Origin of the sequence: Bacillus salacetis (assembly GCF_003581585.1) — a bacterium.
GTDB classification, from domain to species: Bacteria; Bacillota; Bacilli; order Bacillales; family Bacillaceae_B; genus Rossellomorea; species Rossellomorea salacetis.
In genome coordinates, this window is sequence record NZ_QXIR01000039.1 from 33,627 (window position 1) to 46,416 (window position 12,790).

13 protein-coding genes are annotated in these 12,790 nt (G+C 44.4%); 6 read left to right on the top strand and 7 right to left on the bottom strand.

Annotation, left to right across the window (positions count from 1 at the left end):
- Positions 1 to 368: 368 nt before the first annotated feature.
- Entirely contained in the window at positions 369 to 1,247 is an 879-nt protein-coding gene (locus tag D3H55_RS20725; protein ID WP_119549209.1) for a dimethylarginine dimethylaminohydrolase family protein, read from the bottom strand.
- A 226-nt stretch (positions 1,248 to 1,473) separates the two neighbouring features.
- Here D3H55_RS20725 and folE point away from each other — a divergent pair, with 226 nt between their 5' ends.
- From folE to D3H55_RS24570, 3 genes are read left to right on the top strand one after another with little or no spacing between them, the layout of a single operon-like run.
- Positions 1,474 to 2,112, top strand: a complete 639-nt coding sequence (folE, locus tag D3H55_RS20730; RefSeq protein WP_119549210.1) for a GTP cyclohydrolase I FolE — start codon at positions 1,474 to 1,476, stop codon at positions 2,110 to 2,112.
- A gap of 23 nt (positions 2,113 to 2,135) precedes the next feature.
- Positions 2,136 to 2,900 carry an SDR family oxidoreductase gene (locus tag D3H55_RS20735; RefSeq protein ID WP_119549211.1) on the top strand — a complete coding sequence of 255 codons (765 nt, stop codon included), beginning with the start codon at positions 2,136 to 2,138 and terminating at the stop codon, positions 2,898 to 2,900.
- Positions 2,897 to 3,139 (top strand): hypothetical protein, encoded by a 243-nt coding sequence (locus tag D3H55_RS24570; RefSeq protein ID WP_119549212.1) that lies wholly within the window; start codon positions 2,897 to 2,899, stop codon positions 3,137 to 3,139. The genes D3H55_RS20735 and D3H55_RS24570 overlap by 4 nt, the downstream gene beginning before the upstream one ends.
- A gap of 14 nt (positions 3,140 to 3,153) precedes the next feature.
- Here the strand turns inward: D3H55_RS24570 and D3H55_RS20745 are convergent, their stop codons facing one another.
- The 6 genes from D3H55_RS20745 to D3H55_RS20770 all read right to left on the bottom strand — a co-directional run bounded on the left by D3H55_RS20745 (position 3,154) and on the right by D3H55_RS20770 (position 10,138).
- Complete coding sequence (locus D3H55_RS20745) at positions 3,154 to 4,044, bottom strand: vanadium-dependent haloperoxidase (RefSeq protein WP_119549213.1); 891 nt, start codon at positions 4,042 to 4,044, stop codon at positions 3,154 to 3,156.
- Between the two features lie 119 nt (positions 4,045 to 4,163).
- A complete protein-coding gene (locus D3H55_RS20750) occupies positions 4,164 to 5,624 on the bottom strand; it encodes a M20 family peptidase (protein WP_119549214.1) in 1,461 nt (486 codons plus the stop codon).
- A 223-nt stretch (positions 5,625 to 5,847) separates the two neighbouring features.
- The gene (locus D3H55_RS20755) at positions 5,848 to 7,338 is read right to left on the bottom strand and encodes a peptide MFS transporter (protein ID WP_119549215.1); all 1,491 of its coding nucleotides are present in this window, start codon (positions 7,336 to 7,338) and stop codon (positions 5,848 to 5,850) included.
- 276 nt (positions 7,339 to 7,614) lie between these two features.
- Entirely contained in the window at positions 7,615 to 8,193 is a 579-nt protein-coding gene (locus D3H55_RS20760) for a hypothetical protein (protein ID WP_168413195.1), read from the bottom strand.
- A 26-nt stretch (positions 8,194 to 8,219) separates the two neighbouring features.
- Positions 8,220 to 9,260, bottom strand: a complete 1,041-nt coding sequence (locus D3H55_RS20765) for an ABC transporter permease subunit (protein WP_119549217.1) — start codon at positions 9,258 to 9,260, stop codon at positions 8,220 to 8,222.
- The gene (locus tag D3H55_RS20770; RefSeq protein WP_119549218.1) at positions 9,257 to 10,138 is read right to left on the bottom strand and encodes an ABC transporter permease subunit; all 882 of its coding nucleotides are present in this window, start codon (positions 10,136 to 10,138) and stop codon (positions 9,257 to 9,259) included. The genes D3H55_RS20765 and D3H55_RS20770 overlap by 4 nt, the downstream gene beginning before the upstream one ends.
- A 332-nt stretch (positions 10,139 to 10,470) precedes the next feature.
- On the opposite strand from D3H55_RS20770, the gene D3H55_RS20775 reads away from it, so the two are divergent.
- The 3 genes from D3H55_RS20775 to msrB all read left to right on the top strand — a co-directional run bounded on the left by D3H55_RS20775 (position 10,471) and on the right by msrB (position 12,762).
- Positions 10,471 to 11,277: an AAC(3) family N-acetyltransferase gene (locus tag D3H55_RS20775; protein ID WP_119549219.1), complete on the top strand. Its 807-nt coding sequence runs from the start codon at positions 10,471 to 10,473 to the stop codon at positions 11,275 to 11,277.
- A 35-nt stretch (positions 11,278 to 11,312) separates the two neighbouring features.
- Complete coding sequence (locus D3H55_RS20780; RefSeq protein ID WP_119549220.1) at positions 11,313 to 11,726, top strand: VOC family protein; 414 nt, start codon at positions 11,313 to 11,315, stop codon at positions 11,724 to 11,726.
- 61 nt (positions 11,727 to 11,787) lie between these two features.
- Positions 11,788 to 12,762, top strand: a complete 975-nt coding sequence (gene msrB / locus D3H55_RS20785) for a peptide-methionine (R)-S-oxide reductase MsrB (RefSeq protein WP_420808779.1) — start codon at positions 11,788 to 11,790, stop codon at positions 12,760 to 12,762.
- Positions 12,763 to 12,790: the final 28 nt, after the last annotated feature.

Here is a 12,790-nt window from a genome sequence, read left to right on the forward strand (position 1 = left end):
GAGGGTTCTTGTCAGCAGGTGAGGTTAAGGAAGTACGATTCCTGTTCTCATAGCGGAATGGCTGAGAGCGTACTTAAGCTTCATTTATCGCTATTTAAAAGCAACAGGCTGTTTTCGCATTTATTGTTGCTTTCGGAAAATCCCGGGTGCCGGATTTTTCCCCTGTAATCAAGGTTTTACTTTCGAAAAGAACGAGCAGCTCTTTTCTTTCCTGCTGATCGGGTTTTTACGGCGATTTACCAGGAAAATTTTTAAATTTATATTGAATAGCAAAAAAGTTTACGAAAAGAGCCAAGAAAAAGAGAACGGAAGCATTAGCGGCTGCGTTCTCCATCTGAATGTTTCAGGTTTCCGTGTTGAGGACCTTTTTAGTGTGTAGCGTCATTCGCTGTGCTCTCACGCAAGACTGGAAGCGAGCAGCAACGGAAGGATCCGCCTGACTTGATGATTTCGGTAATATCGACTTCCAAGACGCTGAAGCCCCTTTGCCGGAGTTCATTGTTGACTCCCTTATTGATGGGGAGACTGAGAATTTTCTTGTTCCCAATGGACAGGAGGTTGGTTCCAAGTGTGAATTGTTCCTCTTTTGAGACATCAATCAACTCATATCGAGAGCCGAAGAACTCAATATCCTGTTCTGTAAGAGCCTCACGGAAGATGAGTGCTTCTGTAGGAGATATGACATTGAACACACAATCCAAATGAAGGTATTCAGCCTTGAATTTAATCCCTTTCACTTCCATGTTGGGCAGGAGGCTTTGAAGATGGTCTACGGAACTTTGGGTTGTCCTGTCGCTCAGCCCCACATACACAGTATTTTGGTCGATGACCACGTCCCCGCCTTCAATTCTATCTTCTGCCAGGTTGTAGTAGGAAAGATCCTCGTCTTCAAGCCATTGCTTCAGTACAGCTTCTTCACCCCTCCTGACATTGCTTGCCATCCTTGCGACAAAGACAGTCTGGCCTATGGTGAACCCGATATCCCTGGTGAAGACCTGTTCATGATATTTTTTGTGATACGGCAGCAGGGCTACCTCGACACCATTATCTCTTAATGTTTTCACGAACTCCCCATGCTGTTCGACTGCCTTTTCTATATGTATGCCCTCATCCTTGAATTTTCGCTGGGTTTCGTTGATGACATCCCTGATTGTCATATAATGGGGTTCGCATAGAATGACCCGCTTCAACGTATCGTATTCACTCCTGCAAAACGTCCTGTGGTTCTTCGGGGATTCAGTACTCATTAGAACTCTCCTCACAAATGAATTTACCCTTAGGATAAACCGTATGAGCGGATAATATTTATGGTTTTTTATGAGGGCTCGGGAAAGGGAAACAAAAATGGTAATGATTTTCAAGGAGCATTCCAATATAAAAGGTTGATGAACTTTGTGATATAGTAAGGATACATGAAACCGTAAGATGTTTCTTCTTAAGGTTTTATTTCATAATAGAGTGGAGAGATTTATTATGTTAATGACCGAAGATCAATTCATGATTAAAAAGCTCCAAGATTTGTTCAAAGGAACTTCTGGAGATATAGATAAAGATATAATCAAGGCTCAGCAGTATATGGATGGAATCAAAACCCTCATAGAACTCTGCGGGGACGATCCCGAACGTGACGGGCTTCAGGACACGCCTTTCCGTGTCTTGAAAGCATTCAGGGAGTACACTGAGGGGTACAGAGAAGATCCTAAGCTTCACCTGGAAAAGACATTCGATGTCGAGCATAAGGAGCTGGTGATGGTAAAGGACATCGAGTTCTACTCCATGTGTGAGCATCATTTTGCCCCGTTCTTTGGAGTCGCTCATGTCGGCTATGTCCCTGACAAGAAAATCACAGGCTTATCCAAAATCGGCCGTATGGTCGAAGGGTATGCGAAACGCTTTCAGGTTCAGGAAAGGCTGACAAATGAAATTGCCCAGGCTGTAGAGGACATCCTGGAACCGCAGGGTACAATGGTCGTAGTCGAAGCAAAGCATATGTGCATGTGCGGGCGGGGCATCAAGAAGTCCAATGCTTCTACCACAACCACAGCCGTACGGGGATTGTATGCTGACAAAGCGGATGCAAGGATGGAATTCATTTCTCTTCTAAATAGATAAAGTCGATATTGCAGGTGAAAAAAATGAGACATGCAGTGATTACTGCCGGTTCCAAGGGACTTGGTAAAAAAGTGACGGAGCATTTCCTTGAAAGGGGCTGTTCGGTCACCGTCAATTTCAAAAGTGACATTGCGCGGGTTGAACATTTAAAACAGGAATGGGCGCCTTATCTCCCGCAGCTCCAGTTTGTCCAGGGAGATATCACAAAGAAGGAAGACATCGTCAGGATTGTCACTCAGGCGATGGAACGGTTCGGCCGCATCGATTATCTTATTAATAATGCCGGTCCCTATATTTTTGAGCGCAAGAAATTGATTGACTATGACGATTCCGAATGGGAAGAGATGATCAATGGAAACTTAACCGCCGTTTTTCATTTTTTGAAATTGACGATTCCTATCATGAGAAACCAAAGGTACGGCAGAATCATCAATTATGGTTTTCAGGATGCTGAACATTCTCCTGGATGGCTGTACAGGTCTGCTTTCAGCGCGGCAAAGGTGGGACTGGTTTCTCTGACCAGGACCATCGCTTTGGAAGAGGCTGAACATGGAATCACAGCCAATATGATATGTCCCGGGGATATCAGAGGCGAGATGAAAGAGTCGTCGATAGATACTGCAAGAGGGATCAAGGATGACCGGACCCCGATTGGAAGATCGGGTACAGGTGAAGACATATCCCGAATTATCGGTTTTTTGTGTGATGATAATTCAGATCTCATTACCGGGAGCATCATCTCTGCTACGGGAGGCATCAACGTGGTGAGCCGCAATGTGCTTCAATGAAAAAAAGAAATCCTGCATCCAAACCATGGGATGCGGGATTTCTTTTTATTCAGAGAGGATTCATTTGGCAAAAGCTGTTTTCTCATATATTGCTGCTTTCGGATTCAAAGGGTTTATTCTCGAAAAAGAACGAGCAGCTCTTTTCTTTCCTGCTTACCGGGGTTTTTACGACGATTTACCAGGATGATTTTTTGAAACTCATATTGAATAGCAACAAGGTTACGAAAAGAGCTTTGTGAAAAAATCATTATAATCAATACTGTCTCTTCAAGAATGGCTTTGGTGCGTCCAGGTTCTGCAGAGTGGATTTATTTTTTCCATCGCTTAGAATCAGGGAAGAGCACTCACCAGGAAATTCATAAGGGATGAACTGCCGGTAACGATCAGGAAAAAGATTGGCGTTTCTATAGCTCCTGGATACCATATCCCGGGAAATACCAGGTTGTTTTTGTATCATGTTTATGACGGCTCTGCCGACTGTTCTCCCCAATTTCAAGCCTTCGTTATTATCGGAAGGGAAATGGACTCCTCCATATAGCCGGCTTAAAGCATCATCCTCAGCAATCTTCCTCAGCTTGTGTGACTCTTTAGGAAAGAAATAACTCAAAACGACCTCTGTGCATCCCGATAAGACTGCGTGTCCGGAAGGGTAGGTAGGAAACCGCGGCGTACAGATGAAAGTCTCCAGTGTCTGATCATATTGATTGGGTCTGGCAACATCCCATTCATATTTCAGTCTCCAAGTAACGACCATTGCGTCACTGGCAGCTCCATGGACAACAGCCAATATGAATGCTGCAGCAGTTGGAGAGACATTATAGGAGTCGATCAGCCGGTCTATTACCGGTGTCCACTGTTTGGTGGGTACACCTGTACCATAATAGACAGCTATCTTCTTTTGTTCCGGGCTCAATGAATTCAAAGTTTCCTTAACCGTTTTTAGTTCTCTCTCAAAATCAATGTCGTAAGGGGACTTAATGGCAAGTTTTAGCCTTTTGCCGCCTGGAGTGACAATTTCACCATCTGGCCTGCGCTTTAAATATACGAGGGGCCAGGATCCGGCATCAGGTGTCACCGGGTCATCCGGGGGTCTCGCCTCCCCTGCATAAGGGACTTCCGACCATAGCAGATAGGGTTTTTGCAACCTCAACACCTCCTTTATACATGCTATGAAGGGAGACCTTAGGTGGAATAGGTTAAAGCCAAGGAATGGGGAGCATTACAAAAAAAACTGCCCCCGGATTGGGAGCAGGTATTCAGTGATTATCGGTTACTTTCCTTTATGATTTCTATATAAAATTTAATCGCATTTAAGTAGTTGTCGATGCTGATGTGCTCATTCGTACCGTGCATCCTGTTCAGATCCTCAGAGGTGATTTGGACAGGCAGGAAACGGTATGTGTTATCTGAAACACTGTCATAGTGTTTGGCATCCGAGCCGGCAAACATGAGGTAAGGGGCGATGACGGCATCGTTATACACATTCTTCGCAGCCTGCTGGACCTTTTGGAAGGGCTCCCCTTCAACAGAAGATACCTTTGTTGCCTCACTACCTTCAACTTCGACCTTTATGCTGTCATCCTCAATCGTTTCTTCAATGAAAGTCTTTACATCTTGTAATGAATCCCCGGGCATCAGGCGCAGGTTGATGACAGCAGATGCCTTTTCGGGCAGGGCATTATATTGTTCGCCTGCCTGGAAAATTGTCGGTGCAATCGTCGTTCTGATCAGGGCTGCAGAGGCAGGCTCCTGCAGCAGGACCCTTTCGATGACGGGTTCAAAGATCCATTTATTCGAGAAAATATATCTCATTCCGAAGCTCATTTCAGGTGCGACATACTCAAATAGATCTTCGCCGGGACCTTTAAGGTCTGCAGGGAATTGGGTATCCTCCAACTTGGTAATGGCGCGGGCAATCCTTCCGATATTTGTTTGGCTTTTTGGCTGTGAGGAATGGCCGCCGCTGCCTTCAATTGATAATTCGGCCGTTGCAGATCCTTTCTCCGAGATACCGACAACGCCTACGGGGGACTGTACTCCGGGTACCATATCCTCGACTATCGCGCCGCCTTCGTCCAAGACGTACTCAAATTGGATTCCTCTATCTTTCAAGGTGTCTGCCATCGCTTTCGCTCCTAGATCACCCCCGATTTCCTCGTCGAACCCGAACATGAAATACATGTCCCTTTCTGGCTCATACCCTTCTTTTAAAAGGTATTCCAGGGCTTGTAAGATCCCGATCACCCCAATTTTGTCATCAAGAGTGCCGCGCCCCCAGATCTTATCGTCAATGACAGTACCGCTGAAGGGTTCCTGTTCCCAGTTCCCCTCTGTTCCATCAAGGACAGGTACAACATCATAATGGCTGGTCAGGCCGATGGGCTGTTTGCCATTATCCTTCCCTTTCCATTGATACATGAGGCCATAATCATTGATTTTCTCTAACTGAAGTTCTTCATGGACAGAAGGATAGGCGCGTTCCAAAAAATCGACGAAACGATCAAATTCACTAAACTCCATCTTAGCCCTGTCCTGGTATGAAATCGTCTTATATGTAACAGCTTCTGAAAGGTGCTCTACAGCTTCATTCTTATTAACCGTCGCTTCGGTTATTTGTCCATCAGGCTGCTTTGAAGCAATGGTCAATGTCTTGTAAACGGTTACAATAAGAAATACAGTTAAAAAAGAAATAAATATCAAGGTAAACAGTTTCCACTTTTTCACACTTATCCCTCCCTTTAGACAAGTATAATCGAAAAATATGGTTTTAGAATAGTCTGGATTTTAAAGTGGTATTACTATGCAGGAACCCAGGAATTTTGGCATATCGCGGATTTTCCCCGTTGCTATCAGAGAAAATTCTATAAAATTTATAGCAGGAATATTGAAGAAAAGAGTAAAGAAAAAGAACCGCGGGCCAATGGCCGGCGGTTCTTGATTCTGTATACTAATTTATCCCTCTCATGAACTTCTGGATGATCGGAGAGATGACAAACAGGATGATACTTAATAGTATGGCTGCTCCACCAATAGAACCGAAATACATGGTTTCATTGGCAGGTGTATAGAATTTAACCAACTGTGCGTTCAAAGCTTGGGCTGCGGCACTGGCCAGGAACCAGACACTCATTGTCTGGGCTGAGAAAGCCACAGGAGCCAATTTGGTTGTTGCTGATAATCCTACAGGTGAAATCAATAACTCCCCAAGGACAACGATGAAATAGCTGAGTACAAGCCATAATGGGCTCACCAATGAATCTCCACTGATGTAGCCAGGGATCAGGATGACAAGGAAGGATATCCCTGCAAACAATAATCCAAGGGAGAATTTCTTAGGAATGCTTGGCTGGCGGTCTCCAAGTTTTACCCACATTGAAGCAAACACAGGAGCCAGCATGATGATGAACAATGGATTCAGTGATTGGAACCAGCCTGGTGAGATACTGATGCCGGCAAAATCCAAATCTGTCCGTTTATCAGCATAGTTTGCCAGAATTGTGGATCCCTGCTCTTGGATTGCCCAGAACATAACTGCTGCAATGAATAGCGGAATATAGGCAACGACTCTGGAACGCTCAACTTCATTCGTTTTCGGACTGAAGTACATCACAAGGAAATAAATTGTAGGGATCAAGATACCCAAAATACCGATTAGATTGATGAATGTATCTACGGTGAACAGGCCGTTAGGAATCAGGACAGCCAGCAGACCGCCGATGATAACAATCGCTGCACCGAAGATGATAGAATACTTTTTCTTTTCAGAAGCTGTCAGCGGATTGCCGACATACGTTCCTGCAAGTCCAAGATTTTTCTTTTTCGTAGCCATAAAGACAATCAAACCTACAAACATACCTACCGCTGCAATCGCGAAGCCCCAATGGAATCCATAGGCATCTGAAACAGATGAAGTAAGTAGTGGAGAGATGAACGCCCCAAGGTTGATACCCATATAGAAAATACTGAAGCCCGCATCCCGGCGGCTGTCATTCTCAGCATACATTTCACCGACTACGCTGGATACGTTCGGTTTTAACAATCCGGTACCAAGGACAATGAACACCATCGATACGAAGAACATGGAAAGGCTTCCAGGGATTGATAAAGCAATATGACCGAACATAATCAGAATCCCGCCATAGAAGATCGCTTTGGAGGTTCCGAAAACCCGGTCGGCGAGCCAGCCTCCAATGACACCTGACATATAGACAAGTGCACCATAGATGGACATGATGGAAAGGGCAAGATTGTCATCAAGACCTAGTCCACCCTTGGAAACTTCATAATACATATAGAACACAAGTATGGCTCTCATGCCATAGTAGGAGAATCTCTCCCAGAACTCAGTGAAGAACAACGTGAAAAGACCTTTAGGATGGCCGAAGAAACCCTTTTGAGGGACGCTTTCAACAATTCTTTGTTTGTCTAGTTTTGACATATGTCTACCTCCTATAAAATACTTTACTATAATAATTATTATTTTCCGTGTTGTCAAAAAACTTATTGGTGTTTTTTTAAGTAAAAGTATTATGAATTATAAGAAAATATAGGAAAAAAGTAGTTTGATTTAGAGGGAGTGTAGTGGTATTAATGTTATTTCGAAATAACAATTAGGTAGAAAGGCCTCAAAAATGGACATTGCTTCCTGTGTTAAATAGGAAATATAAAGAATAAAAAAATACTCCTTGGCATTGGGAAACCAAGGAGTATTTTTTTAATGGGAGGGACGTGCATCCTCAATATTTGGAAACATATCGAACTTTCCTCTGTACCAGCCTCCATCAGATAAAGAGAAAACCGGGGCATATTTGGCAATGCCTGTAACCGTGGTGCCGTCGGCTTCATATTGATACAAACCGTCGCTTTCACCAATCAGCTCGCCCATTTTTCCGAATTTCTGTTGAATTTCTTCTGGTTGAATTTCAGGAGCGAACCGGATTGCAGCCTGATAGCGCTTTTCCGTGTCAGGACGGTCCATTACGATCAGAAAGCTGCCATCCTCGTTCATTTCCGCCTCTTTTTCCAGAGCTGTTTCATCTACAGGCTGAACCTCGCCATTCAAAACTTCTGTCTGTTCTACTCCATCAGGGTATTCCTTTAATTCCGCTACAAGAACAGCACCCTGTGGAAGGTTAGCATTCCCCCTGAAGATCAGCCTGGTCTGGTCGGATTGAAGAGTGGCCTCAATCTTGATTTCTTCTTTCCCTTTTGACATGACAGTTTCTGTTTTTTCGTCCAATGTCTTATCAACCCAAATCACCCTGCAGCCTGCAAGCAAATTTATAACTAGCAACAGGACTATTGCATACATACCTTTCCTCAGCATGCTTTTTCCCCTTTATGGCTGGCGAAGGTGAAATCATCCTTTTGCGGCTGATGAGCGGATTGGCGTTCTGCTTCTTTTCTTTTCTTGCCGAAGAATTTCAGGCCGACCTGATTTCCTTCAACTAAAACAGACCGTAAGACAGCACTGATTTCATTTACACAGTAAATGGCGACAGCAAAAAAGAGGAGAGGTCCCAATACGATATAAGGACGGATGAATACTTGCTTAATATTGATCGCAATGGTTGCGGCCCACTCATTTATAGCTGAAAAATATTCAGGGATGACTTCCATGATCCCAAAATTGGCTGTCATGAGTCCTCCAAGACAGATATGCAGAATTCCCAGCTGAATCAGAAGCAGGAGCGTTTGGGATAATTGCTCTGAAAACAATACGATCGAGTGCCTTCCAAAGTGAGGCACTAAGTGCTTCCTGATTAAATGAAAACGGCTGGCGCCCATCTGCCTTGATACATCAACGAACTCCTGTTTCATGAAGTCATTCATCCCCTGTCCAACGTACATTCCCAGGGAGGGGATGACAATGAGTGCAATGACGGCCACTTCAATCAGCATGAACCGAAAACTTGTCAAAGCACCGGCTTCATATGCAACTTGAAGGGGCTGAAGAAGGATGTATCCAACGATAGCCAGCGGGATAAAGTTGAAAGTATCCCAAAAACCCTTAACACCGGAACGGAGCCACCTTGGCATGAATGCGTAAAGAAGTCCGGTGAAGAATCCGCCTATCATACGCAGGAGAGCAATGGCCAGTGCAGCCAGCAGTGTATACTTGGCACCATCAATCAGCAGCAGGAAAATGTTCCTGCCGAGCTTATCGCTTCCCATCGGCGGCATTTCAGACGGCGAATACGGCGCAGCCGCAAGAACTTTATGGGTATCGGGATCTGTTATGTAAGGCGGTCCAGCTTCCTGAAGGTCGGGATAAAGGACTGGAACAAGGAAGCTTCCCACAATCATAGCGGCGAGAACCCCAAATGGAATCCAAAATCGTAATGATTTAAATATACTCATACCTCAAGTTCCCCTCCAATCGTTTTCATTAAAAGAATCCGGCCCACACTGAAAATGATGAAAAAAGGAATATATATCATGAGCATTCCAATGAAGAAGGCGCTTGGCTTTACTGTAGCCGTCGACAGCATGACATACATGAACCCATTGATGTTAAACAGGATCTCGATGATAAGGAGGTTCGATAACATCAGAAGGAAAATCGGCTTGATATGATAATAGAATTGAATCCATACATTGCGGAATAAATGGACCCACAAAGTATAAGCCTTCGAAAAGCCTTTGGAAAAAGAGTATTCAACGTACGGCCTGTCTTCCTCTTCTCTAATCTGGAATAGGAAGTGCTTTGTAAGAAAAGCAATCGGCAGGACGGCCAGACAGACGATCGGCAAAACATAGATCTTATCTTCGCCGAGTTTATAAATATCAAACAATAGGAGATCCGTCTGTTTGAAAAGCCAGATGATGAACAGCTGCAGCAGCACGACAATCAGCACATCCGGGAGGGAATCAAACAGATCCAGAATCCGGAAACATACCCGCTTTGCCCATCGCGGCAGAAACATAATGAGATAGCTTGTGAAAGCAGATACCACAACAGCAATGGAAAATGCTGATGCCAAAAGAAGAAAGGAATAGCCAAATAACTTCAAAAGCATAGGGAAGATCGGATAATTCTTTCCTTCCTCACCCACTGTGATGAATATGGAGCCGGGGTGTATTAGATCATGGAAAATCTGTTTCAAAGTATGGATATATTTCGCAAGATGTATCACAAGTTCATGATCATAAAAAAGCAAAGAACCGGCGGCGCTGAATAAAAATAAACCTGTACAAGTCAGAAGAAATTGAATGGGCAGCCACATGATTTGCTTCATGAGATTCCCTCCTAAATGTGAATTTAATAAAGCATATCGAACACTTTTGTTGCGATTATATTTCAAATTTTTCAGATTATTTAACTACATAACTATACCATTTACAAATTATGCCTTCAAGAATGTTTTTGAAAAGGAGTCCAAATATTAGGAGAATACTAGTTTAGGAATAAGATATAATGAGAGAATGTAGTGGTGCGATTCGGACAATCATGGTTTGTTTTTGGGAACTCAGTCCGAATGTCGATGTGATTCGGACAAACATGGCCTCATTTTCAAAATTTCTGTCCGAATCCATAAAGGATTACTAGATATAATGGAAGGGGATAACAATGACAGAGAACAAAGCGATTCAAAAGATTCAGACTCCTCACACGATTTCAAGCTTGTTTAACGATTTTCAACGCCTTGGTGTCCATAAGGGGATGACGCTGATCGTCCATTCATCCTTGAGCTCGCTTGGGTGGGTTTGCGGAGGGGCGGCAGCTGTCGTAACAGCACTGATGGACGCAGTGGGTGAGGAAGGTACATTGATCATGCCAGCCCAATCGGCAGATAACTCAGATCCCGCCGAGTGGCAGATGCCCCCTGTCCCGGAAGAATGGTGGCCGATCATCCGGGCAGAAATGCCGGCCTATGATCCGGATACAACTCCTGTAAGAGGCATGGGGGCCATCGTGGAAGCATTCAGGATGTTCCCGGGGACCAAAAGGAGCTCCCATCCTGTTTATTCTTTTGCAGCTTGGGGAAAGAATGCTGATTACATAATAAGTGAACAGCCTCTGGAGGAAGGATTTGGCCCGCGCTCACCATTGGCAAAACTCTATGAACTCGATGGGTCGATCTTGCTGCTGGGAGTGACGCATGACAGCAACACATCCCTGCACTTTGCCGAACACAGTATTCCCAATCGAGAGAAAGTCAAAAAAGGGACAGCGATGAAGGAGAATGGACTACGTGTATGGAAGGAATACAAAGAGATTTTGTATGACTCCGATCATTTTGAAGAATTGGGAAAAGATCTTGATGGGTTTCTCGGGATGACCCCCGTTAAAATCGGACATGCCGATTGCCGTCTCTTGAAGCAGCGTCCGGCGGTCGACTTTGCCCGGAAATGGCTTCAGGAGAAAAATTCATAATGGATATCTGAGAATGGAAAGGATGAAAAAGGGTGATGAGCGAAAAACTGTTAAGGGTGGGCACTTCTTATATACCGGTCCGTCATGTTGCTTCGGCCGCTGACTGGTATACCGTGAATCTGGGGGCAGAAATAAACTATCAGGATGAGGATAAAGCCATATTGAATCTGGCAAACCAGAGTTTTTTCCTTGTCCACGCAGGAAGCAATCAATCTTCTAACTTCTTTGATAAGAACGGCGAAGAACATTTTTCCGTGACATTTGAAGTCGATGGCCTGTCTGCATTGGAAGAACTTCAAAAGGAATTCAAAGAAAAGCAGATGAAGGTCGGCGATATAGAAGACAGGGGACATGCCGGCCGGAATTTTGTCTTCTGGGACATGGATGGAAATATGTTCGATGTCTGGAGTGAACTGAGCCCGGAGTTTAAAAGTAAATATAATATTTAATGACAATGTTTCACGTGAAACGATTTCGGCAGCGGAAGTAATGATGGAGGAGGAGTTCTTATTGACCCAAATACAATTTCAAAAGGCGACATTTGCCGGCGGCTGTTTTTGGTGCATGGTTTCTCCTTTTGATGAGCAGCAGGGCATAGAGAAAATCATTTCTGGATATACAGGGGGCAATGAGGAATATCCCTCCTATAAGGATGTGGTTTCCGGTAAAGCGGGCCATAGGGAAGCCGTCCAAATTCTGTATAATCCCGATATATTTCCTTATGAAAAGCTCCTGGAACTGTATTGGCAGCAGATCGATCCTACAGATCCGGAAGGACAGTTCAGTGACAGAGGGGCTGCGTATACAACAGCTATTTACTATCACAGTGATGAGCAAAGGAAGCTCGCGGAAGAGTCGAAAAGGCAGCTGGAGGAAAGCGGACGGTTTCAACAGTCTATAGTAACAGAAATCCTTCCGGCCCAGCCTTTTTATCCGGCGGAGGAGTTTCATCAGGACTTTTATAAGAAGAATAATTTCAGGTATGAATTGTATAGAAGGGGTTCCGGAAGGCAGGAATTTTCAAAGAAGTTCTGGCCGAAGGATAATTCGCACCTGAAAGAAACACTTACACCTATTCAATTTCATGTTACACAAGAAAATGGCACAGAGCCTCCCTTCAATAATGAGTACTGGAACAATGACCGTGAAGGCATCTATGTCGATATAGTTTCCGGTGAACCGCTGTTTACCTCGAAAGATCAATATGACAGCGGGTGCGGCTGGCCGAGTTTCACAAAGCCGGTCATGTCCGCAAGTGTGAAGGAAAGATATGATCTGAGCCATAGAAGTACAAGAGTCGAGGTGCGAAGCCGGGATGCCGACTCTCACCTTGGCCATGTGTTCGAGGATGGTCCGGGGAAAAACGGCTTACGCTATTGCATCAACTCAGCTGCATTGCGGTTCATTCCTGTTGAAGACCTCGCCAAAGAGGGATATGAAGACTTTAAGATTCTGTTTCCGGGAAGGCAGGAAACGGAGCGGTGAAGTGGCATAAAAAAAACGCTTGGATTGG